Source organism: Embleya sp. NPDC127516, assembly GCF_044765325.1.
Taxonomy (GTDB): domain Bacteria; phylum Actinomycetota; class Actinomycetes; order Streptomycetales; family Streptomycetaceae; genus Embleya.
In genome coordinates, this window is sequence record NZ_JBIWJT010000013.1 from 189,989 (window position 1) to 213,784 (window position 23,796).

The 23,796-nt window shown below is 69.5% G+C and carries 22 protein-coding genes; 12 read left to right on the plus strand and 10 right to left on the minus strand.

The features are described 5' to 3' along the window. Positions 1–25 precede the first annotated feature (25 nt). Together ACIRL2_RS25925 and ACIRL2_RS25930 are read right to left on the minus strand one after the other, a co-directional pair. Positions 26–2,407 (minus strand): DUF6049 family protein, encoded by a 2,382-nt coding sequence (locus tag ACIRL2_RS25925; protein WP_402234812.1) that lies wholly within the window; start codon positions 2,405–2,407, stop codon positions 26–28. 35 nt (positions 2,408–2,442) lie between these two features. Next, entirely contained in the window at positions 2,443–2,904 is a 462-nt protein-coding gene (locus ACIRL2_RS25930; protein WP_395867777.1) for an NUDIX hydrolase, read from the minus strand. A gap of 129 nt (positions 2,905–3,033) precedes the next feature. Between ACIRL2_RS25930 and ACIRL2_RS25935 the strand changes: the two genes are divergently transcribed. Continuing rightward, a complete protein-coding gene (locus ACIRL2_RS25935; protein WP_395867780.1) occupies positions 3,034–4,521 on the plus strand; it encodes a CCA tRNA nucleotidyltransferase in 1,488 nt (495 codons plus the stop codon). A 33-nt stretch (positions 4,522–4,554) separates the two neighbouring features. On the opposite strand, the gene ACIRL2_RS25940 is transcribed toward ACIRL2_RS25935, so the two are convergent. The 5 genes from ACIRL2_RS25940 to ACIRL2_RS25960 all read right to left on the minus strand — a co-directional run bounded on the left by ACIRL2_RS25940 (position 4,555) and on the right by ACIRL2_RS25960 (position 9,245). Then, positions 4,555–5,217 (minus strand): hypothetical protein, encoded by a 663-nt coding sequence (locus tag ACIRL2_RS25940; protein WP_402234816.1) that lies wholly within the window; start codon positions 5,215–5,217, stop codon positions 4,555–4,557. 144 nt (positions 5,218–5,361) lie between these two features. Continuing rightward, the gene (locus tag ACIRL2_RS25945; RefSeq protein WP_395867784.1) at positions 5,362–5,751 is read right to left on the minus strand and encodes a hypothetical protein; all 390 of its coding nucleotides are present in this window, start codon (positions 5,749–5,751) and stop codon (positions 5,362–5,364) included. Between the two features lie 242 nt (positions 5,752–5,993). Continuing rightward, a complete protein-coding gene (locus ACIRL2_RS25950; protein WP_402234819.1) occupies positions 5,994–7,313 on the minus strand; it encodes an MFS transporter in 1,320 nt (439 codons plus the stop codon). A gap of 144 nt (positions 7,314–7,457) precedes the next feature. After that, on the minus strand, positions 7,458–8,537 hold the full coding sequence (locus ACIRL2_RS25955) for an inositol-3-phosphate synthase (protein WP_395867788.1): 1,080 nt from the start codon (positions 8,535–8,537) through the stop codon (positions 7,458–7,460). Positions 8,538–8,585: 48 nt separating this feature from the next. Further along, a complete protein-coding gene (locus ACIRL2_RS25960; protein ID WP_395867789.1) occupies positions 8,586–9,245 on the minus strand; it encodes a PadR family transcriptional regulator in 660 nt (219 codons plus the stop codon). Positions 9,246–9,617: 372 nt separating this feature from the next. Between ACIRL2_RS25960 and ACIRL2_RS25965 the strand changes: the two genes are divergently transcribed. Together ACIRL2_RS25965 and ACIRL2_RS25970 are read left to right on the plus strand one after the other, a co-directional pair. Then, the gene (locus ACIRL2_RS25965; RefSeq protein ID WP_395867791.1) at positions 9,618–12,152 is read left to right on the plus strand and encodes a transglycosylase domain-containing protein; all 2,535 of its coding nucleotides are present in this window, start codon (positions 9,618–9,620) and stop codon (positions 12,150–12,152) included. Positions 12,153–12,249: 97 nt separating this feature from the next. Further along, positions 12,250–13,707 (plus strand): glycosyltransferase family 87 protein, encoded by a 1,458-nt coding sequence (locus tag ACIRL2_RS25970; protein WP_395867793.1) that lies wholly within the window; start codon positions 12,250–12,252, stop codon positions 13,705–13,707. Positions 13,708–13,939: 232 nt separating this feature from the next. Here the strand turns inward: ACIRL2_RS25970 and ACIRL2_RS25975 are convergent, their stop codons facing one another. Further along, complete coding sequence (locus ACIRL2_RS25975; RefSeq protein ID WP_395867795.1) at positions 13,940–14,971, minus strand: alanine racemase; 1,032 nt, start codon at positions 14,969–14,971, stop codon at positions 13,940–13,942. Between the two features lie 133 nt (positions 14,972–15,104). Continuing rightward, entirely contained in the window at positions 15,105–16,223 is a 1,119-nt protein-coding gene (locus tag ACIRL2_RS25980) for a lipid II:glycine glycyltransferase FemX (RefSeq protein ID WP_395867797.1), read from the minus strand. Positions 16,224–16,465: 242 nt separating this feature from the next. Here ACIRL2_RS25980 and urtA point away from each other — a divergent pair, with 242 nt between their 5' ends. The 5 genes from urtA to urtE all read left to right on the plus strand — a co-directional run bounded on the left by urtA (position 16,466) and on the right by urtE (position 21,329). Beyond that, positions 16,466–17,710 (plus strand): urea ABC transporter substrate-binding protein, encoded by a 1,245-nt coding sequence (urtA, locus tag ACIRL2_RS25985; protein ID WP_402234824.1) that lies wholly within the window; start codon positions 16,466–16,468, stop codon positions 17,708–17,710. Positions 17,711–17,828: 118 nt separating this feature from the next. Beyond that, positions 17,829–18,722: an urea ABC transporter permease subunit UrtB gene (gene urtB / locus ACIRL2_RS25990; protein WP_395867801.1), complete on the plus strand. Its 894-nt coding sequence runs from the start codon at positions 17,829–17,831 to the stop codon at positions 18,720–18,722. Further along, positions 18,719–19,840 (plus strand): urea ABC transporter permease subunit UrtC, encoded by a 1,122-nt coding sequence (urtC, locus tag ACIRL2_RS25995; protein ID WP_395867803.1) that lies wholly within the window; start codon positions 18,719–18,721, stop codon positions 19,838–19,840. The genes urtB and urtC overlap by 4 nt, the downstream gene beginning before the upstream one ends. Then, a complete protein-coding gene (gene urtD / locus ACIRL2_RS26000; RefSeq protein WP_395867805.1) occupies positions 19,837–20,625 on the plus strand; it encodes an urea ABC transporter ATP-binding protein UrtD in 789 nt (262 codons plus the stop codon). Before urtC ends, urtD begins: the two co-directional genes overlap by 4 nt. A gap of 8 nt (positions 20,626–20,633) precedes the next feature. Further along, positions 20,634–21,329, plus strand: coding sequence for an urea ABC transporter ATP-binding subunit UrtE (urtE, locus tag ACIRL2_RS26005; RefSeq protein ID WP_402234922.1), 696 nt, complete (start codon positions 20,634–20,636; stop codon positions 21,327–21,329). Between the two features lie 24 nt (positions 21,330–21,353). On the opposite strand, the gene ACIRL2_RS26010 is transcribed toward urtE, so the two are convergent. Next, complete coding sequence (locus ACIRL2_RS26010) at positions 21,354–21,680, minus strand: hypothetical protein (protein ID WP_395867807.1); 327 nt, start codon at positions 21,678–21,680, stop codon at positions 21,354–21,356. Between the two features lie 245 nt (positions 21,681–21,925). Between ACIRL2_RS26010 and rpsF the strand changes: the two genes are divergently transcribed. From rpsF to rplI, 4 genes are all read left to right on the plus strand, one after another. Next, a complete protein-coding gene (gene rpsF / locus ACIRL2_RS26015) occupies positions 21,926–22,216 on the plus strand; it encodes a 30S ribosomal protein S6 (protein ID WP_020557172.1) in 291 nt (96 codons plus the stop codon). Positions 22,217–22,292: 76 nt separating this feature from the next. After that, positions 22,293–22,898 carry a single-stranded DNA-binding protein gene (locus tag ACIRL2_RS26020; RefSeq protein WP_402234830.1) on the plus strand — a complete coding sequence of 202 codons (606 nt, stop codon included), beginning with the start codon at positions 22,293–22,295 and terminating at the stop codon, positions 22,896–22,898. A 66-nt stretch (positions 22,899–22,964) separates the two neighbouring features. Further along, entirely contained in the window at positions 22,965–23,201 is a 237-nt protein-coding gene (gene rpsR / locus ACIRL2_RS26025) for a 30S ribosomal protein S18 (protein WP_020557174.1), read from the plus strand. A gap of 17 nt (positions 23,202–23,218) precedes the next feature. Then, a complete protein-coding gene (rplI, locus tag ACIRL2_RS26030) occupies positions 23,219–23,665 on the plus strand; it encodes a 50S ribosomal protein L9 (RefSeq protein ID WP_020557175.1) in 447 nt (148 codons plus the stop codon). Positions 23,666–23,796: the final 131 nt, after the last annotated feature.

Below are 23,796 nucleotides of genomic sequence, written 5' to 3' on the forward strand. Positions count from 1 at the left end.
GGTTGAGTGTCCGGTGCCCACTTTCTCATTCGGGGCGGTCGGTCGTGGATCTCGACGGTGTGTGTCCGCGCGGGTCGGCCGGATCGGGCGGTCCGTTTCCGCCGGCGTGGGGTGCCACGGGATGGGGTGGCGGCCACCCGGAGGTCGGTTCGTTCCGGTCGTTTTCGGTGTCGTCGAAAGAGTCGGGATCCGACGGCGCGTCGTCGCGGTCCTCACCATCCTCGCCGTTCGTGTCCGGGGCAAGGGCCGCTTCCCGACGTTTGCGCAGGAACGCGCGGAGCGAGAAGACCGCGAGCAGGAAGGCGAGGCCGCCGATGATCCAGCGGGTCAGCGCGTCGATCGTGGTCGTGTTGACGAAGAACGACTCGGGCGTTTTGACCGCTCTCCCGTCCGGGGTGAGCAACTGGACGTCGACCATGACCTTGCCGTTCGCGGCCGACTTCGCCGAGATCGGCACCTCCCGGCGCCGCCCGTCGGGCACCGTCACGGTGGTCGCGTCGCCCAGCTTGAGCCGGTTGGGCTGATGCGAGACGGCCGCGATCCGTACGGTGACCGGCTGCTGGAGGTTGTTCACCACGGTGACCGGGATATTGCCCTCCTCGCCGGAGAGCGTCACACCGGTTCTGCGGATGATGTAGACGAGTGATTCGAGTTCGCGCAGGCCGCGGGTGACGCCGAGTCGATAGCGGTCCGCGCCCCGGGGGTCGCCGCGCCACTGGGTCGACAGCAGGCGCAGCAGCGCGGGGTTGAACGGGCCGGTGACCCGCTCGGGCCGGGTCAGGATCGAGGCGAAGGTCTGCATCGACCGGACCAGGTTGTCGGTCTCGGCGATGTACTGCTCGGACGGCTCGCTGGCGCGGACGTCCTTGGGGTAGCCGGCGAGCTTGCGCGCGGGCAGCGGGGCGGGCTCGGCGGCGAGCTCGGCCAGGGTGGCGCCGTGGGTCCAGTCGACCGAGGCGTTCATGACGTCCTTGAGCACGCCGGCCAGCGAGGCGTCCATGGTGCGCGGCGGGGCGATCAGCAGGCTGCGGGCGGGCTTGAGGGTGGGCTCCTGGAGCGCGATGGTCAGCAGCTCGGCCAGCAGCTGCTGGGTGGTCAGCACGCTCTGTCCCGGCGCCCTGGTGTCCGCGGTCAGGGTCTTGTCGATGTCCGGGTCGGTGACCAGCGCGGTGCCCTTGTCGGCTCCCGGCAGGGCCGCGGTCACCAGGGGGGTGACGTTGAGTTCCTTGGTCGGCGGCAGGCTCGCCCCGGAGGTGAGCACGGTGCTCGCGCCGTTCCCGATCGCGAGGTCGACGATCGAGGGGTCCAGCGCGCCGCCGGTGGGCCACGCCACGTCGTTGCGTACCGGGCGGGCGAACGTGCGCTGCATGACGGTGGCGGCTTCGGCCTGGGCCTCGCTCAGTTGCGGGCGCAGGTCCGCCTTGCCCGCGTCCAGCGCGTGCGCGACGGCGGCCAGGTCGGGGTCGGCGTAGGGCAGGGCGATCACCGGCTGGGCGCCGATGCCGGTCTTGAGCCGATCCAGCCATCCGGCGGCGACCTGGCCGCCGCCGCCCGCGAGCGTGTTCTCGATCTGGTTCGGCGTCGCCTTGGCGGTGTCCTCGTCGCTCGGGGTCTTGCCGTCCCGGGACTTCTTCGGCTTGTCCGGATCCAGGCTGCCCGGCGGCGCGACCCGATAGCCGCCGGCCATCCGGGTGGCGGAGTCCAGCAGCTCGGGGTCGACGACCCAGTCGACCTTCATCCCGGTGCCGATGTTCACCAGGTCGTACAGCCGCCCGCCCGGCGCGAACAACGCGGCCAGGTCGTCGTCGCGAAAGACCGGCGTCTGGGCCTCGTCGCCGAGCGTGGTGCCGTCCCGGTGCGGCCGATCGACCAGCGGCCAGACCATGCCGATCCGCATGCTCTTGACGTCCTTGAGGCCGTTCTTGGGGATCCACGGCAGGAAGGTGCGGGCCGCGCCGATCGTCTTGCCGCCGGCCCTGGCCTCGATCGCGAGCGGATAGGCGCCGGCCTCGACCAGGCCGAGCGGGTCGGCGCGGAAGGTGAACGTCCACGGTTGGGCCGTGCCCGGTGCCAGGTTGCGCAGCGTCACCGGCTTGGGATCGCGCAGCAGGGTGCCGCCCGACTGGGCGTCCTCGGCCGAGCTGATGCCGCTGCGGAAGAGCGGTTCGGAGGTGCGGAGCCGGACCGCGACCTCGGCCGAGTCGATCGTCTTGGTGCCGGAGTTCAGCACCTGGCCCTCGATGGTGATGGTGCCGCCGGCCTTGGCCACCGGCGTCATCCTGGTGATCAGGACCTGGATCCCGTCGCCGTCGGCGGCGCGCGCGATGTTCGGCGGCATCATCGACAACAGCCCGGCGGCGAGCGCCAGGATCAGTATCAGGATGGCGGCCGGCCGGCCGCGGGGCACGTTCGTCGGGGTCCCGGATCGGAACCGTCCATCGCTCACGCGCTGTCCGCCAACAGTTCCGGGGCGAGCGTGACCAATCGCCGCTCGTCGGGGTAGGCGAGACGCGCGGAGAGCGCGCCGAGCGGAACCCAAGCCACCGCTTCGACCTCGATGTCGTCGTCCGACAGATCCCCGCCCGCCGCCTCCATGAGGTAGTGGTGGACGGTCTTGTGCACCCGCCGGTCCGGCGCGGTGAACCAATAGTCGATCACCCCGAGCGGGGCCAGCACCCGACCCACGATGCCGGTCTCCTCCTCGACCTCGCGCAACGCGGCGTCGACCACACTCTCGCCGTTCTCGATGTGCCCCTTGGGCAACGACCACAACAGCCGGCCGCGTCGGTCCCGGCGCGCGATCAACGCCGCGCGCAACGTGAGTCGATCGACCACCAGACCACCCGCCGAGGTCTCCTCGACCACCTGCAGCCGACGGCGCGGCGGCGTGGTCTCGGAAGGCATCCGCCAAGCTTAGTGCGACATGCGCCACGCCATAACGCCATGATCACTCCATCGCGCGGCCCGCTCGCGGCCTCGGCCGCGGCGTAATGCGCGCGAGACCCGCGGCCTCGACCCGTAACCTTGTCTCCCGTGCCGAACGCCAAGAACACACCCCACCCGGACGACCCGCCGGCCACCGGCGAACTGAGCGCCGTACAGCGCCGCGCCGTCACCGAACTGTTGCGCGTCGCCCCCGTCGCCGACGACCTCGCCCGTCGCTTCGAGGCGGCCGGGCACACGCTCGCGCTGGTCGGCGGCTCGGTGCGGGACGCCCTGCTCGGCCGGCTCGGCAACGACCTCGACTTCACCACCGACGCCCGCCCCGAACAGGTGCTGGCGATCGTGCGCCCGTGGGCGGACGCGGTGTGGGACGTGGGGATCGCGTTCGGCACGGTCGGTTGCCGCAAGAAGCTCGCGGACTCGCCGGACTACCAGATCGAGATCACCACCTACCGCTCCGAGGCCTACGACCGCGCCTCGCGCAAGCCCGAGGTCTCCTACGGCGACTCGATCGACGACGACCTGGTCCGCCGAGACTTCACGGTCAACGCGATGGCGGTCGCACTGCCCGGGATCACCTTCGTCGACCCGCACGGCGGGCTGGAGGACCTGGCCGCGCGGGTGCTGCGCACGCCGGGCACGCCCGAGGCGTCCTTCGGCGACGACCCGCTGCGGATGATGCGGGCCGCGCGCTTCGCCGCGCAGCTCGACTTCGAGGTCGCGCCCGAGGTGGTCGCGGCGATGACGGACATGGCCGAGCGGATCGACATCGTCTCCGCCGAGCGGGTGCGGGACGAGCTCAACAAGCTGATCTGCTCCGACCACCCGCGCAAGGGCCTGGAACTGCTGGTCTCCACGGGGCTGGCCGCGCGGGTGTTGCCCGAGCTGCCCACGCTGCGCCTGGAGGTGGACGAACACCACCGGCACAAGGACGTGTACGAGCACACGCTCACCGTGCTCGAGCAGGCGATGGCGCTGGAGGCGCCGGGCGAGCCGGACCTGATCCTGCGGCTGGCCGCGCTGCTGCACGACATCGGGAAGCCGCGCACGCGGCGCTTCGAGCCGGACGGCCGGGTCTCGTTCCACCATCACGAGATGGTCGGCGCGCACATGACGCGCAAGCGGCTCAAGGCGCTGAAGTACCCGAAGGACGTCACGGACGACATCACGCGCCTGGTCGAACTGCACCTGCGCTTCCACGGCTACGGCACGGGAGAGTGGACCGACTCGGCGGTGCGCCGCTACGTGCGGGACGCGGGGCCGCTGCTGGAGCGGCTGCACAAGCTGACCCGCTCGGACTGCACGACCCGCAACAAGCGCAAGGCGGCCACGCTCGCGCGCGCCTACGACTCGCTGGAGGAGCGGATCGCGCAGCTCGCCGAGCAGGAGGAGCTGGACTCGATCCGGCCGGACCTGGACGGCAACGCGATCATGCGACTGCTGGACGTGCCGCCGGGCCCGCTGGTGGGCAAGGCCTACCGGCACATGCTGGAGATGCGGCTCGAACACGGCCCGATGGACCACGACACGGCGGTCGCGGCGCTTCGGGAGTGGTGGGCCGCCCACGGGAGCGCGTGAGCGGGCCACCACCGGATTCGGGCGGGGGCTGCCTCAGCTCCCGCCCAGCTCCTCGAGCTCCTCGTCACTGACCTTGCCGTCGGCCATGATCTTCTGGATCTGCGCGATGACGGAGGGGGTGAACGTCGTGCTGGCACCGGGCACGCCCGAGAACGACTCCGGGGTGGTGTGGTCGGTGACCGTCACGCACAGCAGGCCCTTGTCGGAGCCCTTGCGGTAGAGGCCGAGCACCGAGCCCTTGCGGGCGATCTCCTCGGTGTTGCACTTCTCGGTGTCCGAGGTGTCGGTGAACTTGGCGACGACCTTGAACGCGGCGTCCGACTTGGAGCAGGAGACCACCTTCGGGCTCTTGTTCTTGGTGCCGGTGATGCAGTCGCCGACATTCGCCTTGTCGACGGCGTCCTTGTTGAACACGCCGGTGCCGACTACCGCGCCGATGACCGCCACCACCAGGACGACAACGCCGATGACGATCCACTTGGCCTTGCTCTTGCGCGGCGGGGGCGGCGGCGGGCCGCCGTAGAAGCCCGGCTGACCGCCCTGGGGGTAGCCGCCCGGCGGGAAGCCACCCTGCGGCGGTTGGCCCGGCTGCTGCCCCCAACCCTGCTGGGGCTGCTGCGGCTGACCCGGCTGCTGGTTCCAGCCCTGGTTCGGCTGCTGGGGACCGTTGGGGTCGGGCGGGAAGGGATTGGACATGGGGACGATCTCCGTTGCAGGGGACTGGTGAGACAGTCCGGAACACTAGGGCTCCGGCCGGACACCCGCAGCGGGGATTCCCCTTGTCCCGGTCGAATGTGAGCGGAATAACGGGCATAAAGAGCTAATCGCAGGAGCGATGCGTCATTTCCGCTCGGCGAGACACAACACGAAGCTCTCCACGGTGGGATCCGAGGTCAACGCGATGGGGTCCCCCGGTACCGAGTCGCAGACGCCCGCGAACGTGGTGCCCTGCACACGCTCGACCACGATGAACCGGGCCGCGGAGTCCTCGCAGCGCACCGGGTCCTGGTCGATCCCGGTCTTGTCCCGCAGACAGTCGCCCTCGTGGATGCGCGGCCCGTCGTCCTCCTTCTGCACGTACCACCAGCCCCCGGCGGCGGTACCGCCCACCAGCAGTACGGCCAGCACCGCGACCAACACCCCGCGCCCACGCCGGGCCGGCCGGGCCGCCTCGCGGCGCGCCGCGCGCCCGTCGACCGGTGCCCGGCGTACGACGGGCGCATGCGGCATCGACGCTTCCTGCGGAGGAAGCGGGAGCCCGTGCGGCGGGGTGTTCTCGGTCCACGCCGGTATGTACGGCAAAGGATCGTTTTCACCCGAACCGGCGTTATTGGACATGGAGTATCTCCAGAGGTGCCGAAAGTCGCTGGATGTGCAGGTTAGAACCTCGGCCTCGGTAATGCACTACCCGCAGGTAATTTCCTGGGGATACCGCCGGGTGAAATAAGCCGTGATCGGCATCAAAAGGGATATTACGGCCGGCGGTCGTCCGCCGGGACGGTCTGCACGATCACCGGAGGGTGGCGACGCGCTGCCAGCGTGTACAGGGCGCCGGTCAGCGCGTACACCCCGGCCACCCCGAGCAGCACCGCCGGGGACCGGCCGTCGTCGGGCAGCCCCAGCGCCGCGACGGCGGCGGCGCCCACGAACGCGACGTTGAAGAGCACGTCGTATACGGAGAACACCCGACCCCGATACGCGTCGTCGACGGTGGTCTGCACGATCGTGTCGACGCCGATCTTGGCGCCCTGCGAGGTCACCCCGAGCAGGAAGGCGCCCACCACCATCGGTGCGAACACGAAGGGCAGGCCGAGCGCGGTCTGGCAGACCGCCCCCGCGAGCGCGCAGGTGCCGATCCAGGCCGCGACGCCGATCCGGGTGGTGATCGCGGGCGTGGCCACGGCCGCGACGAAGAAGCCGAGCGCGGAGACGCTCACCGTGACTCCGAAGGTGGCCAGCCCTGCGTCGGTGTCCGCCGGATCGTTGAACGTGTTGCGGCAGAGCAACACGGTCATCACGGTCAGCACGCCGTAGCAGAACCGCATCGCGGTGATCGCGGCCAACGCGTGCGCCGGCGCCCGACGCCGCCACACGTGCACCGCCCCCTCGCGCAGCCCGCGGGCCACCGAGCGCAGCGCCTCCCCCGCGCCGGGCAACACCCGATCGGGATCGGGCCCGAGCAGATCGGCCGGCATCGTCGCCGCGACCGCCGCCGAGCCCAGGTACAACACCCCTGACACCACGATCACCAGCGCGGTCGCCCCGGAGCCCTCGGCCAGGAACGCGTGAACCAGCAGCGCCGACCCGCCGCCGACCGCCGCCGCGACCGTGCCGGCCGTGGGCGACACCGAGTTCGCGGTCACCAGCCGCTCGGCCGGCACCACGCGCGGCAGCGACGCGGACAGCCCGGCGAGCACGAACCGGTTCACCGAGAGCACTACCAGCGCGGCGGCGTAGAAGATCGGGTCGGGCACCCCGAGCAGCACCAGGCCCGCGGTCACCGTCACCAGCGCCGCCCGCAGCAGGTTGCACAGCACCAGCACCTGGCGCCGCCGCCACCGGTCGAGCAGCACCCCGGTGAAGGGTCCGACCAGCGAATAGGGCAGCAGCAGGACCGCGAACGCGGTCGCGATGTCGGCCGCCGAGGTCTGCTTCTCCGGCGAGAAGAACGCCTGGCCCGCGATGGCCACCTGGAACGCCCCGTCGGAGAGCTGCGAGGTCAGTCGGGTGGCGAAGAGCCGACGGAAGTCGCGCAGCTTCAGCAACGAGCGCAGATCACGGATGAGGGCCACGGCGCCCACCGTAGCCGGCCCCGGCACGCGGACCGGAGACCGGCACCGATCGGACCCGGGCACGCCGAAGGCCCGGCTCCTGGGCGGGAGCCGGGCCTTCGATCAACCCGAGGTCACCCGGCCGGATCGGCCGAGTGAGGTGGGTCAGCGCTCGATGTCGCCCTTGATGAAGGACTCGACCGCGTTGCGGGCCTCGTCGTCGAAGTACTGCACCGGCGGCGACTTCATGAAGTACGAGGACGCCGACAGGATCGGGCCACCGACGCCGCGGTCCTTGGCGATCTTCGCGGCACGGACGGCGTCGATGATGACACCGGCCGAGTTCGGCGAGTCCCAGACCTCGAGCTTGTACTCCAGGTTCAGCGGAACGTCACCGAAGGCGCGACCCTCGAGGCGCACGTACGCCCACTTGCGGTCGTCGAGCCACGCGACGTAGTCCGACGGGCCGATGTGCACGTTGTCCGCGCCGAGGTCACGGTCGACCTGCGAGGTGACGGACTGCGTCTTGGAGATCTTCTTCGACTCCAGGCGCTCGCGCTCGAGCATGTTCTTGAAGTCCATGTTGCCGCCGACATTGAGCTGCATGGTGCGCTCGAGCAGGACACCGCGGTCCTCGAAGAGCTTCGCCATCACGCGGTGCGTGATCGTGGCGCCCACCTGCGACTTGATGTCGTCGCCGACGATCGGCACGCCCGCCTCGGTGAACTTGTCCGCCCACTCCTTGGTCCCGGCGATGAAGACCGGGAGAGCGTTGACGAACGCGACCTTGGCGTCGATGGCGCACTGGGCGTAGAACTTCGCCGCGTCCTCGGAGCCCACCGGGAGGTAGCAGACGAGGACGTCGACGGCCTGGTCCTTGAGGACCTTGACCACGTCGACGGGGGCCTCGGTCGACTCCTCGATGGTCTCGCGGTAGTACTTGCCGAGACCGTCCAGGGTGTGCCCACGCTGCACGGTGACGCCCGACGGCGGCACGTCGCAGATCTTGATCGTGTTGTTCTCGCTGGCACCGATGGCGTCCGTGAGGTCGAAGCCGACCTTCTTGGCGTCCACATCGAAAGCGGCCACGAACTCGACGTCACGCACGTGATACTCGCCGAACTGCACGTGCATCAGGCCGGGGACGCGGCTGTTCGGGTCGGCGTCCTTGTAGTACTCGACGCCCTGCACCAGCGAAGCGGCGCAGTTGCCCACGCCGACGATGGCTACGCGAACCGAACCCATTCCGGTTGCTCCCTGTGATCTCGACGAAGCCGCCATGAACCGGCGACCTCAGTTGTTGGATGCGGACGGGTCCGAGGCCACGTCCTGGGTGGGGGTCCGAAGCCGGTCGGCGTCCTTCGACGCGTCGACCGGGGTTTCGGGACCGGCGGCGTCCGGAGTTGCTCCGGCGTGCCGCTCGGCGGTGATGAGCTCGTTCAGCCAGCGCACTTCGCGCTCGACCGACTCCAAGCCGTGTCGCTGCAACTCGAGGGTGTACCCGTCGAGCTTCTCCCGCGTCCGGGTCAGCGACCCGCGCACCCGGTCGAGGCGTTCCTCGAGCCGGCTGCGCCGACCTTCGAGGATACGCATGCGTACCTCGTGGTCGGTTCGACCGAAGAAGGCGAAGTGCACGCCGAAGTTCTCGTCCTCCCAGGCCGAGGGCCCGGACTCGGACAGCAGTTCTTGGAAGTGCTCCTTGCCCTGTGCCGTCAGCTGGTAGACGATCCGGGATCGCTTGCTGCCGGCGAGTGCCGTCACCTCCGGAACCTCCTCCGCGAGCCAGCCCCGTTCCAGCAGGGACTTCAGGCAGGGGTAGAGGGTGCCGTAGGCGATGGCACGGAACGAGCCGAGCACGGTGTTGAGCCGCTTGCGCAGTTCGTAACCGTGCATGGGGGAGTCGTGCAGCAGGCCGAGGATCGCGAATTCGAGGACGCCACCGCGCCTGCTCATCGCCTTCCTCCATCCATGCTGACCGGGCCGGACGTGGGTCCCTCCGTGATCGTGGGATACGGTCGCAGCCGACCTTCGTCCGGCCGGGGCTCCTGTGCCCCCGGCTCGATGTACCGGCCCGATGTATCGAACCGATACATCGAGACGATAGGTCTCCTTGCCGTGTGGTGGCAAGGCGGCCGCCGGTGACTCGGGTCACAGGCAGGTCACAGTGAGGTCGCGAAAGCGGTTCCGCGTAGTCTGTTCCGCCGTGTGGTACCTCAAGCCCCGCTTCCTGCGGAACCGCCCCCCTCGCGCGTGCGTCCTGGGGAGCGGAGAGCCACGACCCGTGCGTCCGACCTCCGCGTCGTACGGCCGAGGAGTAGCGAACGCATGAGTGAACATCGCCGTAGATCACAGCAGCCGCGTCCCGAGGGGCGCGGTGACTCGTATTCGGGGGGCGCGGCCGGCGCCGGGGGCGGGACGCCGCCCGGCGGCTCGTCGCTGCCCGCCGGGCCGGGAGGAGACGACGAGGAGCGCCCGCTCTCGCGTGTGGAGGCCCGAGCGGCCGCCCGCGGGGGCGGTCGACGCGCCGCCAACGGCACCGCGGCCGGCGGCCGATCACGGGCCAACGCCGGTCCGCCCCGGAAGAAGCGGTTCATCGACTACCCGAGGTACGGCAAGACCGGCGTGCGCCGCTGGTTGCCGTCCTTCAAGCAGATCCTGGCGATGATCCTGTTCTTCCTCGCGTCGATCATGGGCCTGGCGGCCCTGGCGTACGCGATGGTCAAGGTGCCGGACCCGAACGCGAACACGACGTATCAGTCGAACATCTACTATTACGCCGACGGGAAGACCGAGATCGGTCGGACCGGTCAGGTCAACCGGCAGAACGTGACGGTCGACCAGATCCCCAAGCACGTACAGCGGGCCGTGATCGCGGCGGAGAACCGGTCGTTCTACAGCGACTCGGGCGTCTCGCCGAAGGGCCTGCTGCGCGCCGGGGTCACCATGGTCAAGGGTGGTGACACGCAGGGTGGTTCCACGATCACCCAGCAGTACGTCAAGAACACCTATCTGACCCAGGAACGCACCTTCAAGCGCAAGTTCAGCGAGATCTTCATCGCGCTCAAGGTCGACCGGCAGATGCGCAAGGACGACATCCTCGTCGGTTACCTCAACACCGCCTTCTACGGCCGCAACGCGTACGGCATCCAGGCCGCCGCGCAGGCCTACTACGGCAAGAACGTCGGCGAGCTGAACGTGGCCGAGGGCGCCTATCTGGCGACCCTGCTCAACGCGCCCGGCATCTACGACGTGATCGAGTTCCCCGGTCAGATCGAGAAGGTCAAGGGGCGCTGGGCCTACGCCTTGGACGGCATGGTCAAGGAGGGCTGGCTGACCAAGGCGGAACGCGACACGCTCCAGTTCCCGATGCCGATCAAGCCCAAGCCGGCCGCGAACAAGGCCGGCCAGGCCGGATACCTGATGAAGGTGACCGACCAGTACCTCAAGGCCAACAACGTGATCCCCGAGGCCGAACTCGCGCGCGGCGGCTTCAAGATCGTCACCACGTTCGACAAGGCCAAGCAGGACGCGGCGGTCGCGGCGGTCAAGGACCAGTTGACCTCCGAGCTGAAACCGGAAAAGAACGAGGCGGACCGCTACATCCGCACCGGCCTGGCCTCGGTGGTCCCCGGCGACGGGGCGGTGGTAGCCCTCTACGGCGGTCCGGACTTCGTCCAGCAGGAGTACAACGACGCGGTCAGACGCGACATCCAGGCCGGTTCGACGTTCAAGTTGTTCGTGCTCGCGGCGGCGCTGCGCGACGGCGGGGCGGACGCGAAACCGATCGGCCCGGAAAGCATGTACAACGGCGACAGCAAGATCCCGATCAAGCTGCAGAACGGTCAGATCTTCAAGGACGACAAGTCCGGCAAGGAGTATCTGGCGCCGAACGAGGGTGACGTCGACTACGGCCCGGTCCCGATCACCAGAGCCATGGAGAAGTCGGTGAACACCGTCTTCCTCCAACTCGCCGCCGATGTCGGGCCGGAGAAGGTCAAGAAGGCCGCGATCGACGCCGGTCTGCCGCCGGACCTGGGCTCGTTCGAGCCGACCCCGACGATGGCGCTCGGTGTCGCGCCGCCGAGCGCGCTGGACATGGCCGAGGCGTACGCCACCTTCGCGGCCCGCGGCCTGCACGCGGATCCGTACTGGATCAAGGAAGTCACCCACGGGGGCTCCAAGGTCGAACTGCCCAAGCGCGAGACCAAGCAGCTCTTCCCCAAGAACGTCGCGGACACCGTCAACCAGGTCATGCAGCGGGTGGTGGACAACCCGCCGCTCGGCGACGGCACCGGCCGCGCGGCGAAGGCGCTGAACCGGCCGGTGGCCGGCAAGACCGGTACCACCGACGGCAACAACTCCGCGTGGTTCGTGGGGTACACGCCCAACCTGGCCACGTCGGTGGCGCTGTTCCGGGAGGACCCGAACACGCACGCCCGGCTGTCCCTCAAGGGTCTGGGCGGTCGTGACTCCGTGCACGGTGGTGACGTCCCCACGTTGGTGTGGACCGCGTACATGAAGAGCGCGATGCAGGGGATGCCCACGTCCGACTTCGCCACGCCCGGCGAGAAGTTCGAGGACAAGGACAAGGTGACGCTGCCGCCGACGACCGCGCCGCCGACCACCCGCGCGCCCACGACGCCGCCGCCGTCGTCCACCGCGCCGCCGACCTCCGCGGCGCCGCCGTCGTCGACCTCGCCCGGTGGATCGCAGGGCAGTACGGGTGATCCCGGGGGTGGTGGGCACACCACCAAGCCGCCGAGCAGCAGCAGGCCGCCGAGCACCGATCCGCCCGGTGGCTCGCAGGGCAACACTCGCGGCGGTTCGAACGGCTTCATCATGGGCGGCCGGGGCGGTTGACCGGCGTTAGCCTTACGCGTGCCCCATCGCTTCGGCGGTGGGGCACGCGTTGTCGTATCCGGCCGGCGAGGGCGACCTCCTCGTGGATCGCGAGAGGATGGGCGCCATGACGCCGACATCGACCGAACCCGTCCTGCCCACTCGGGACGATCCGGTGGTCCGCGCCGGCAGCGAACTCGTCGGTGGTCCGGCCGGGCGGCGGATTCGTTTCGCGCCGAACCGGTGGTGGACCCCCGTCCGGGTGCTCGTGCTGCTCGCGGTGGTCTGCTTCGCGCTCGGGATCATGCAGAAGAAGCCCTGCTACGACGGGGGTTGGTTCTCCGGCAGCACGCAGTACTCGCACGCGTGCTACAGCGACATGCCGCACCTGTACATCAATCGCGGTCTCGCGGACGGGAAGATCCCGTACTTCCAGGAGACCGGCGACAAGGACATGAAGTTCCTGGAGTACCCGGTGATCACCGGTGGGGTGATGGCCTTCGCCGGGACCCTGGCGCGCGCGGCCGGGGACATCACCGACGGCGATCTCCAGGACGAGCAGTTGTGGTTCGTCATGATCAACGCGTTGATCATGATGGCCTGCGCGGTGGTGACCGTGGTCGCGGTCAAGGGCACGTCCGGGCGGCGGCCCTGGGACGCGGCGATGGTGGCCTGCGCGCCCGCGTTGGCGCTCAACGGGCTGATCAACTGGGACCTGGTCGCGGTCGCGCTGACGGCGGTGGCCATGTGGACGTGGGCGCGGCGCAACATCGTGGTCGCCGGGGTGATGATCGGCCTGGCGACCGCGGCGAAGTTGTATCCGGTGTTGTTGCTGGCACCGTTGTTCCTGCTGTGCCTGCGCTCGGGCCGGCTGATCCCGTTCGCCAAGACCGCGGCGGCGGCGATCGTGTCCTGGCTGGTGGTGAACCTGCCGGTGATGCTGGTCTACGACGGCCATTGGTACGAGCGGCGCGACTGGTACATCCGTGAGGGCTGGAAACTCTTCTACACGTTCAGCCAGGACCGGCCCGCCGACTACGGGTCGATCTGGCTGATCATCCAGCAGCGCGACGGCAGACCGCTGGAGCACCTCAACAGCTACGTCACGGCGAGCCTGGTGCTGTGCTGCCTCGCGATCGCCGCGCTGGTGATGTTCGCGCCGCGGCGGCCGAGGTTCGCCCAGGTGGCGTTCCTGATCGTGGCCGCGTTCGTGCTGACCAACAAGGTCTACTCGCCGCAGTACGTGCTGTGGTTGATCCCGCTGGTGGTGCTGGCCCGGCCGCGCTGGCGGGACTTCCTGATCTGGCAGGCGTGCGAGGTCACGTACTTCCTCGGCGTGTGGATGTACATCGCCTCGTTCTCCGGCAAGGGCCTGTCGCAGAACGCGTACCACGTGGTGATCCTGCTGCACCTGCTCGGCACCGCGTACATCTGCCTGGTGGTGGTGCGCGACATCCTGCGCCCCGACCGGGACCCGGTGCGCGCGGACGGCAGCGACGACCCCTCGGGCGGGGTGCTCGACCGCGCGCCGGACGTCTTCGTGCCGACCTCGGTCCTGGTCCGCGCGGGTCGCTGAACACCACGAGGCGGGCCCGGGGGGGGGGGGGGGGGCGCCCCCCCCCCCCCCCCCCCGGGGGGGGGGGGGGGGCCCCGCGGGCGCGGACGGGGGGGGGGTGTGGGCCCCCGCCCGCGGCCCTTCTGGGGCCCCCCGGGGGCCGGGGCGCGGGGGGGGGCCCGGGGGCGGGGGGGGGGCGGGGGGGGGGGGGGGCCCCCCCCCCCCCCCGAGGCCGCCTCGTCGTTCGGACGGCTCAGCGCAGGGCGATCCGGTCGAAGTGTGTCGTGGTGTGCCGCAGCGCGGCCTCCAACTCGTCGCCGGGCTTGGGCGGCGCCACGTCGTTGGCCAGGAACAGCAGGCTGACCTGCATGTGCGGCGGCTCGGCGAACCAGCGCTGCTTGCCCGCCCAGGTGAACGGGGACAACGAGCGGTTGACGGTGGCCAGGCCGGCCCGGGCCACGCCCTTGGCGCGCGGCATCACCCCGCGCACGGTCTTGGGGGCCTCCAGGCCCACACCCTGCGCGGTGCCGCCGCTGACCACCACCAGGTGCCCGTCACTGGGCGCCTTGCGCTGGCGATAGCCGAACCGCTCGCCGCGCGCGATGCGCACCACGTCCAACACCGTCCCGCGACTGGCCAGCACGTCGTGGTCGCCCAGCCACAGGTCGGTGCCGATCCGCGGCCGGAACTCGGTGTCCGGGTGCCGCTCGCGCAACGCCGCGAGCTCGGCCGCCTTCAGGTGGCTGACGTACATCGTGCGCACCGGCAGCCGCGCCGCGCGCAGCCGCTCGACCCAGCCCACCACCTCGGCCACCGGGTCGTACCCGTCCGGGTGGTCCAGCGGCAGGTGCAGCGAGAAGCCCTCCAGGCGCACGTCGTCCATCCCGGTGCGGAGCTTGACCAGCTCCTCCTCGGTGACCCCGTCGCGCTTCATCGTGGTCATGCACGCGACCACCACCCGGCAGCCCACCAGGTCCCGGGCGGCCTGCACCGAGGACACCGTGCGGATGGTGCGGTCCGGCAGCGGGACCGCCTCCTCGCCGCGCAGATACGGCGTGAGCACCAGCACCTTGCCGTCGAAGTGGTCCTTGACCACCGCGGCCTCGTACGTGGTCCCCACGGCCACGGTGTCCACGCACATCCGGGTGGCCTCCTCGGCCAGCCTGGGATTGGTGAACCCGTACCCGTTGCCCTTCATCACCGGTACGAGACCGGGGAACGTGTCGCGTACCTCGTCCTGGTGCTTGCGCCAGCGGGCGGCGTCGACGTAGAGCGTGAGCGACATGGGCGCTTCGGGGCCTTCCGTGTGCGGGGCTTGCCCTTGGGAACACAGGGCGGAGGCGGGGGACACGCGACGCCGGCCGCGTCACGATGATCATCACGTAACAGCCGACGACACAGGTGCCGCCGGCGTTGCGTCAGCGACGCGACATGTACATGTCGAGTGCCTTGTGCAGCATCTTGTTGAGCGGGAAGTCCCACTCGCCGAGGTATTCGACGGCCTGGCCGCCGGTGCCGAGCTTGAACTGGATGAGACCGAAGAGGTGGTCGTTCTCGTCCAGGGTGTCGCTGATGCCGCGCAGGTCGTACGCCGAGGCGCCGAGCGCGTACGCGTCGCGCAACATCCGCCACTGGATCGCGTTCGAGGGACGCACCTCGCGCTTGTGGTTGGCCGAGGCGCCGTACGAGTACCAGACGTGGTCGCCCACCGTGACCATCGTGGTGGACGCGAGCACCTCGCCCTCGTGCTTGGCCAGGTACAGCCGCATGCGTTCGGGGTCCTCGGCGTTGAGCGCCTTCCACATGCCCTGGAAGTAGGCCAGCGGGCGCGGCGTGAAGTGGTCGCGCACGGCGGTGACCTTGTAGACCTCGTGGAAGACGGGCAGGTCGTCGTAGCCGCCCTGGACCACGTCGACGCCGGCCTTCGTGGCCTTCTTGATGTTGCGTCGCCACAACTGGTTGAAGCCCGCGTGCACGTCGTCGAGGCTGCGCCGGACCAGCGGCACCTGGAACACGTAGCGCGGCTGCACGTCGCCGAAGCCGGCGCCGCCCGACGCGTCCTGCTGCCAGCCCAGGCCGCGCAGTTGCCGCTCCAGCTCCGCGCCGCGCTCGTCGGTCCAGTCCGGGGTCAGATCGCGCAGTCGGTTCGCCGACTTGGCCGCGATCGCCTTCTTGATCGTGTCCGCCTCCCAGCGGGCGATCACCACCGGCGGGCCCATCTTGACCGAGAACGAACCGCGGCTCTTGAGATGCGCGAGCATCGGGTCGAGCCACTTGCGCAGATCGCCGTCGAACCAGTCGATGACCGGCCCCTCCGGCATGTACGCGAGATAGCGCTTTATCTTCGGCAGTTGCCGGTACAGCACGAGTGCCGCGCCCACCACCGCGCCCGATTCGTCGATCCAACCGATGCTCTCGGACCGCCACTCACTCTTCACCGCGCCCCAGGAAGGGCACTGAAGAAAGCTCACGGAGGGCCTGCCCTTGATGAAGGCGAGATGCTCCTCGGCGGTGAGCGTCCTCAGGCGCAAAGACATGTAAGAGCTCCTCGAAATCGGTTCGGCCGTGACAGAGGTTACTGCGCCTTTGGGCGCTATGGATCGTGCCGGGCGGCACACGCGGGACGGTACGCGAACAATTCGGTCTTTCGGCGTCGAAACAGACGCTTGACTGTGTCAGTAATCAGCAATCGTCGCTTAACAATCGCGACTCGGCGGGGAAACCGCGTCTCGCCAGACTCCGGTACGTCATCCCCCGGAACCGAAGGAGTCCCGGCATCGTGCGGAAAATCACGGTTTACCGACCCTGGGCGCGCGTCGCCGCCCTGTCGCTGGCCGCCCTGCTCGTCACCTCCTGCGCCGCCGACGAGAGCACCGCGAAGAAGGGTGCCGCCGGTCCGGACGTCGGCGGGGACTCGATCAAGGTCGGAGTGCTGCACTCGCTCAGCGGCACCATGGCCATCTCCGAGGTGACCGTGAAGAACTCGGTCCTGCTCGCGATCGACGAGATCAACGCCAAGGGCGGCGTGCTCGGCAAGAAGATCTCACCGGTCACCGAGGACGGCGCCTCCGACTGGCCGACCTTCGCCGAGAAGGCGCAGAAGCTGATCTCCCGGGACCGGGTCGCGGTGACCTTCGGCGGGTGGACCTCGGCGAGCCGCAAGGCGATGTTGCCGGTGTTCGAGAAGAACCGACAACTGCTCTTCTACCCCGTTCAGTACGAGGGCCTGGAGAGCTCGCCGTACATCTTCTACACCGGGGCGACCACCAACCAGCAGATCGTGCCGGGCCTGGACTACCTCAAGAGCCAGGGCAAGAAGAAGATCTTCCTGGTCGGCAGCGACTACGTCTTCCCGCGCACCGCCAACAAGATCATCAAGGCGTACGCGAAGGCGAACGGCATGGAGGTGGTCGGCGAGGAGTACACGCCGCTGGGCCACACCGAGTACAGCACCCTGATCAACAAGGTCGAGTCGGCCAAGCCCGACGCGGTGTTCAACACCCTCAACGGCGACAGCAACGTGGCCTTCTTCAAGCAACTGCGCGGCAACGGCGTCGGCGCGGCGAGCATGCCCGTGCTCTCGGTCAGCGTCGCCGAGGAGGAGGTCCGGGGCATCGGCCCGGACAACATCGTCGGTCAGCCGGTCGCCTGGAACTACTACCAGAGCACCGAAACCCCGCAGAACACCGAATTCGTCGCCGCCTACAAGGCCAAGTACGGCGCGGACAAGGTCACTTCGGACCCGATGGAGGCCGGCTACAACTCGGTCCACCTGTGGAAGGCAGCGGTCGAGAAGGCACAGAGCTTCGATCCCGAGGCGGTGAAGAAGGCCGCGGACGGCGTCTGGATCGACGCGCCCGAAGGCCGGGTCACCATCGACGGCGCGACCCAACACGTGCACAAGACCGCGCGGATCGGTGTGGTCCAGCCGGACGGCCTGATCAAGGAGGTCTGGAACTCCGGGGCGCCGATCAAGCCGGATCCCTACCTCAAGGCCTATCCGTGGGCCTCGGGCCTGTCCTAGTCGGGTGACGCGGCCGGTCCGGCGACGCGACCCGACCCGGCCCGGCGGCTCGACCCGGTCCGGCGACGCGACCCGGGAGACAGGCACAGGGGACCACGGAGACAGGAGGTATCACCCGGTGCACGCATTCCTGAACCAATTGCCGATCGGCCTCGCGATCGGCGCCGTCCTGCTGCTGATCGCGCTCGGCCTGACCTTCACCTTCGGTCAGATGGGCGTGATCAACATGGCCCACGGCGAATTCATCATGGCCGGCGCCTACACCGCGTACATGGTGCAGGCGCCGGTGGCGGCACTCGGTCTGAAGGGTCAGGCCGTACCGGTCGCCCTCCCCGTGGCGTTCGTGGTCGCGGGCACCATGGGACTGATCCTGGAGCGGGTGCTGATCCGCCGCTTCTACGGCCGGCCGCTGGACACGCTGCTGCTCACCTGGGGCGTGTCGCTGGTGCTCCAGCAGGTCGCGCGGGATCTGTTCGGTGCCCCCAACGTCCAGGTGGTGGCGCCCGATTGGCTGGTCGGCGGGAACGAGGTGTTCGGCGTCCGGATCCAGTACGCCCGGGTGTTCATCCTGGTGCTGGCGCTGCTCTGCGTGGCTGCGATCCGGATCTACCTGGACCGCACCCGCCAGGGTCGGCGGATGCAGGCGGTGATGCAGAACCGCCGGCTCGCCGCGTGCGGCGGGATCGACACCGGGCGGGTGGACCAGCGCACCTTCTTCATCGGATCCGGCCTGGCCGGCGTGGCCGGTGTCGCGCTGACCCTGGTCGGCCCGGTCGGGCCCTCGCTCGGCACGTACTACATCGTCGACGCGTTCCTGGTGGTCGTGGCGGGTGGGCTGGGCCGGCTGGAGGGCGCGGTGATCGCGGCCTTCGCGCTGGGCCTGATGAACAGCTACCTGGAGTACTGGTCGGACGCCTCGCTGGCCAAGGTGCTGGTCTTCGCGGTCGTCATCGGCTTCCTGCAACTGCGTCCGCAGGGCCTGTTCGTGCTGCGCTCGCGGGCGCTGACGTGAGCGGCCGCGCGGGCGGACGATGGGCCCGATCCGAGAACTGGCGCGGGACGGTCGGCTTCATCGCCACCGCCCTGCTCGTGTTCGCCGTCGCACCCGCGACGTTGAGTCCCTTCCGCCTCGAACTCCTGGCCAAATACCTGTGCTTCGCGATCGCCGCGCTCGGCATCGGGCTGGCCTGGGGCAAGGGCGGGATGTTGACCCTGGGCCAGGGGGTGTTCTTCGGCCTCGGCGGCTACGCGATGGCGATGCACCTCAAACTCGCCGAGGCGGGTCCCGGGCAACTGCCCGACTTCATGGTCTGGAGCGGGGTCGACCGACTCCCGATGGTGTGGGAGCCGTTCCGCCAACCATGGTTCGCCCTGGCCATGGTGGTGCTGCTGCCGGGCACCGTCGCCGCGCTGCTGGGCCTGCTGGTCTTCGGCCGTCGGGTACGCGGTGCCTACTTCGCCATCCTCACCCAGGCGCTCGCCGCCGCGTTCACCATCTGGCTGGTCGGTCAACAGGCCCTGACCGGCGGCACCAACGGGCTGACCGACTTCGGCACCTTCTTCGGCCTGGACCTGGCCGCCGACGCGGACCGGCGCACGTTGTACTTCGTCGTGGCGATCGTGCTCGGCCTGCTCTATCTGGGCTTTCGGCAGGTCGTGGCGAGCCGGTTCGGCCGGCTCCTGGTGGCGGTGCGCGACGGCGAGGACCGGGTGCGCTTCCTGGGCTACGACCCGGCGCTGGTCAAGACCGTCGCCTTCACCCTGTCCGCGATCTCCGCGGGCATCGCCGGCGCGCTGTTCGTTCCGGTGGTCGGCATCATCTCGCCCGCCCTGCTGGGGGTGGTGCCCTCGCTGGAACTGGTCTTCGCGGTCGCGGTCGGCGGTCGGTACGCGTTGGCCGGCGCGATCCTGGGCGCGGTCCTGCTCAACTACGCCAAGACCACGTTCTCGGAGAACTACGCGGACGGCTGGCTCTACCTCCAGGGCGTCCTGTTCATCGTGGTGATGGCGTTCGCGCCCAAGGGTGCCCTCGGCCTGGTCGGGCAGATCCGGGACACGATCGCCCGCCGCCGCTCGACGCGCACGAGTGCGCCGGCGCGCCCCCGTACCGCCGAGGAGGTGTCCGGATGAGCGAGCCACTGCTGAGCGTGCGGGGTCTGGGTGTGGTGTTCGGCGGATTCCGCGCGATCGACGGCGTCGACCTGACCGTCGAGGAGGGCGAGCTGCGCTTTCTGATCGGTCCCAACGGGGCGGGCAAGACCACCCTGATCGACATCGTCACCGGTCTGACCCGGCCCACCGAGGGCAGCGTGCGCTTCGCCGGCACCGAGTTGGTCGGCCGGCGCGAGCATCAGGTGGTCCGGGCGGGCATCGGTCGCACCTTCCAGACCGCGGTGGTCTTCGAGGAATTGACCGTCGAGGAGAACGTCGACCTGGCCGGCTCGTTCCGGCTCGGCCTGCACCGTCTGCTGCGACGACGGCGCGGACGCGGCACCGCGGTCGAGGCGGCGCTGGCGGACACCGGCCTGATCGACCTGGCCGACCGCCCGGCCGGCGTGCTCTCGCACGGGCAGCGGCAGTGGCTGGAGATCGCCATGCTGCTCGCCCAGGAGCCGCGCCTGCTGCTGCTCGACGAGCCGGTGGCGGGCATGTCCCGGGACGAGCGCGAGCGCACCGGCGCACTGCTGACCGCGATCGCCCGGGACCGCACGGTGATCGTGGTCGAACACGACATGGAGTTCGTCCGCACCTACGCGTCCACGGTGACGGTGCTGCACGAGGGGCGGGTGCTCACCGAGGGCGACATGGCCTCGGTCCAGGCGGATCCGACCGTGCGGGAGGTCTATCTCGGCCGCTCGCGCGAGGCGCGGACCCGGACGGCCGGCGAGGCCCACGAGCGGGAGGCGGTGTCCTGATGGACGCGATGTTGGAGGTGGCCGGCCTGGAGGCCGGCTACGGCCGGGCCCGGGTGTTGTTCGGCGTCGACCTCACCGTCGCAGCGGGCTCGCTCGTGTGCGTCATGGGCCGCAACGGCGTCGGCAAGACCACGCTGCTCGAAACGATCATGGGCGTGTTGCCGGTACGCGCCGGCCGGGTCCGGTTCCGCGGCCGCGACATCACCCGGCTGCCGACCCACGAGCGGGTCCGGCTGGGCCTGGGCTACGTGCCGCAGGGGCACGAGAGCTTCGACCGGCTCAGTGTGCGGGAAAACCTGCGGGTGACCCGGGAGGCGAGCGGCGGCCGGGACGCGGGCGTGCCGGACGAGGTGTTGGATCTGTTCCCGCGTCTGCGCCCGCTGCTGAACCGACCCGCCGGCTTCCTCTCCGGCGGCCAGCAACAACAGCTCGCCATCGCCCGCACCCTGGTCACCGAACCGGCGATGCTGATCCTGGACGAGCCCACCGAGGGCATCCAGCCCTCGATCGTGACCGAGATCGAGGACGTCATCGAGCGGCTGCACCGCGAGCGCGGCCTCGCGGTGCTGCTCGTCGAGCAGTATCTGGACTTCGCGGAGCGCCTGGCGGACCGCTTCACGGTCCTGGACGCGGGCGTCGTGGTGCGCGAGGGCGCCGGCCGCGAACTGGCCGAACCGGAGATCCGGCGACTGCTGGCCGTGTGAGTCGCCGGATACGGGTGCGGGTGCTCAGTACAGTCCGCCGTGGAACATGTTCATGAACAGGGCGACGGCGGACACACCCAGCGCGAGCACCGTGACCACACGCTCTGCGGTGGTCGCCGAGAACATCTGACTGACCAGTCCGGTCAGCACGCCCGCGAGCGCGGTCCACGCGCCCAGGATGTGCATCCCCTCGAAGAACGCGCAGATGCCCGCCACCAGCGCGAACAGCACCACTGCGGCCACCAGCGCGTTCTCGCGCGGATGGGCACGGCCGTCGGAGTTGAGGGTCAGCCGGGGCCGGTGCGCTCCCGCGGTCGCGGCGGTTCCCGTACGGCGGATCGTATGTGCCATCACGCACCTCCGGTGAGTGACTGCGGTACGGACCTTTTGTCCGTATATCCATCCCCCAGGGTGACGGGCGTCATGCTCGGATTTCAAGAGTGTGTGTGGGGCCGGGTACGCTGTACCGTCCGCTGCCTTCTCGGCACCCCCGTGCGTTTTCGGATCGGGGGCCGCCTTGGCGTGGCGGCATTTACGCAAGCCCTCCTGCCACGGAGATTCCGTGGCCGATCAGTCCACAGGAGGTGGGTGTTCACATGCGTAGCTACGAACTCATGGTCATCCTCGACGCGGACCTCGAAGAGCGCGCGGTCACGCCGCTGCTCGAGCAGTTCCTCAATGTCATCCGCAACGACGGTGGCAAGGTCGAGAAGATCGACACGTGGGGCCGTCGCCGGCTCTCGTACGAGATCAAGAAGAAGTCCGAGGGCATCTACGCCGTCGTGGACCTGGCCGCGGAGCCCGCGACCGTCAAGGAACTCGACCGTCAGATGAACCTCAACGAGTCGGTGCTGCGGACCAAGGTCCTGCGCCCCGACCAGCGCTAGTCCGAGCTCGCGCGCACCACCAACCACACCGCACGTCGAAACGCAGCACTGCGCTGAAATCAGCGAAGGGGTCAGCATGGCAGGCGAGACCATCATCACTGTTGTCGGAAACCTGACTGCCGACCCGGAACTGCGCTTCACGCCCAGCGGTGCCGCTGTCGCGAACTTCACCGTGGCGTCCACGCCGCGCACGTTCGACCGTCAGACGAACGAGTGGAAGGACGGCGAAGCGCTGTTCCTCCGTTGTTCGGCCTGGAAGCAGCTGGCGGAGAACGTCGCGGAATCCCTCCAGCGCGGCACGGGCGTCATCGTCCAGGGCCGGCTGAAGCAGCGGTCCTACGAGACCAAAGAGGGCGAGAAGCGCACCGTCGTGGAGCTCGAGGTCGACGAGATCGGCCCGACCCTGAAGTGGGCCACCGCCAAGATCACCAAGACCAGCCGCGGAGGCGGCGGCCAGGGTGGTTACGGCGGCGGTCAGCAGCAGGGCGGTGGCGGTTACGGCGGCCAACAGGGCGGCGGACAGCAGGGTGGCGGTGGCTACGGCGGCCGTCCCCAGCAGGGCGGTGGCGCACCCGCCGACGACCCGTGGGCCACTCCCGCAGGGGGCGGCCAGCAGCAGGGCGGCGGCGCGGGGGGCTGGGGTCCCCCGCCGGGCGGCTACTCGGACGAACCCCCCTTCTAGGCCGCAAGGCCGAGGGATCGGTTCGCACCCCGAGCTGAAGACTTCTGAAACGATCTGGAGAGCACAATGGCGAAGGCGCCTGCGCGCAAGCCTAAGAAGAAGGTCTGCGTGTTCTGCAAGGAGAAGATCTCCTATGTGGACTACAAGGACACCAACCTGCTGCGGAAGTTCATCTCCGACCGCGGGAAGATCCGCGCTCGTCGCGTGACCGGTAACTGCACGCAGCACCAGCGTGACGTCGCCGTGGCTGTCAAGAACAGCCGCGAGATGGCGCTGCTGCCGTACACCAGCACTGCTCGCTGAGAAAGGGTGATCTTGTCATGAAGCTCATCCTCACCCACGAGGTGACCGGTCTCGGTGAGCCCGGCGACATCATCGAGGTCAAGGACGGCTACGGCCGCAACTACCTCATCCCGCGCGGCTACGCGATCCGCTGGAGCCGTGGCGGCGAGAAGGACGTGGCGGCCATCCGTCGCGCCCGCAAGGTCCGCGAGATCCGCACGCTCGACCAGGCCGCCGAGGTCAAGGGTCAGCTCGCGGGTCTCAAGGTGACGCTCCAGACGCGCGCCGGCGAGACGGGCCGACTCTTCGGCTCGGTCACCGTCGCGGACGTCGTGTCGGCCATCAAGGCCGCCGGCGGTCCGGACATCGACAAGCGTCGCGTCGAGATCGGTACGCCGATCAAGACCGTCGGGTCGCACCGCATCACGGTCCGCCTCCACCAGGAGGTTTCGGCCGCGCTCGACCTCGACGTCGTGCCCGCCTGACCTGAAGCACCCGAACGGCCCGACCCCTTCCGGGGTCGGGCCGTTCGGCGTTTCCGAGTAGTCGACTGAGTAGTGGTACTCATGTCCCGAACACCCCTTCCGTCGCACGCTGGAGACACACGCCGGGCGGT

Bases quoted from the DNA above. Each gene is read 5' to 3' on its own strand.
- ACIRL2_RS25930 (WP_395867777.1), bottom strand. From the start codon at position 2,904: ATGCCTTCCGAGACCACGCCGCCGCGCCGTCGGCTGCAGGTGGTCGAG.
- ACIRL2_RS25940 (WP_402234816.1), bottom strand. From the start codon at position 5,217: ATGTCCAATCCCTTCCCGCCCGACCCCAACGGTCCCCAGCAGCCGAAC.
- ACIRL2_RS25945 (WP_395867784.1), bottom strand. From the start codon at position 5,751: ATGCCGCATGCGCCCGTCGTACGCCGGGCACCGGTCGACGGGCGCGCG.
- ACIRL2_RS25955 (WP_395867788.1), bottom strand. From the start codon at position 8,537: ATGGGTTCGGTTCGCGTAGCCATCGTCGGCGTGGGCAACTGCGCCGCT.
- ACIRL2_RS25960 (WP_395867789.1), bottom strand. From the start codon at position 9,245: ATGAGCAGGCGCGGTGGCGTCCTCGAATTCGCGATCCTCGGCCTGCTG.
- ACIRL2_RS25965 (WP_395867791.1), top strand. From the start codon at position 9,618: ATGAGTGAACATCGCCGTAGATCACAGCAGCCGCGTCCCGAGGGGCGC.
- ACIRL2_RS25970 (WP_395867793.1), top strand. From the start codon at position 12,250: ATGGGCGCCATGACGCCGACATCGACCGAACCCGTCCTGCCCACTCGG.
- ACIRL2_RS25975 (WP_395867795.1), bottom strand. From the start codon at position 14,971: ATGTCGCTCACGCTCTACGTCGACGCCGCCCGCTGGCGCAAGCACCAG.
- ACIRL2_RS25980 (WP_395867797.1), bottom strand. From the start codon at position 16,223: ATGTCTTTGCGCCTGAGGACGCTCACCGCCGAGGAGCATCTCGCCTTC.
- urtD (WP_395867805.1), top strand. From the start codon at position 19,837: ATGAGCGAGCCACTGCTGAGCGTGCGGGGTCTGGGTGTGGTGTTCGGC.
- urtE (WP_402234922.1), top strand. From the start codon at position 20,634: ATGTTGGAGGTGGCCGGCCTGGAGGCCGGCTACGGCCGGGCCCGGGTG.
- ACIRL2_RS26010 (WP_395867807.1), bottom strand. From the start codon at position 21,680: ATGGCACATACGATCCGCCGTACGGGAACCGCCGCGACCGCGGGAGCG.
- rpsF (WP_020557172.1), top strand. From the start codon at position 21,926: ATGCGTAGCTACGAACTCATGGTCATCCTCGACGCGGACCTCGAAGAG.
- ACIRL2_RS26020 (WP_402234830.1), top strand. From the start codon at position 22,293: ATGGCAGGCGAGACCATCATCACTGTTGTCGGAAACCTGACTGCCGAC.
- rpsR (WP_020557174.1), top strand. From the start codon at position 22,965: ATGGCGAAGGCGCCTGCGCGCAAGCCTAAGAAGAAGGTCTGCGTGTTC.
- rplI (WP_020557175.1), top strand. From the start codon at position 23,219: ATGAAGCTCATCCTCACCCACGAGGTGACCGGTCTCGGTGAGCCCGGC.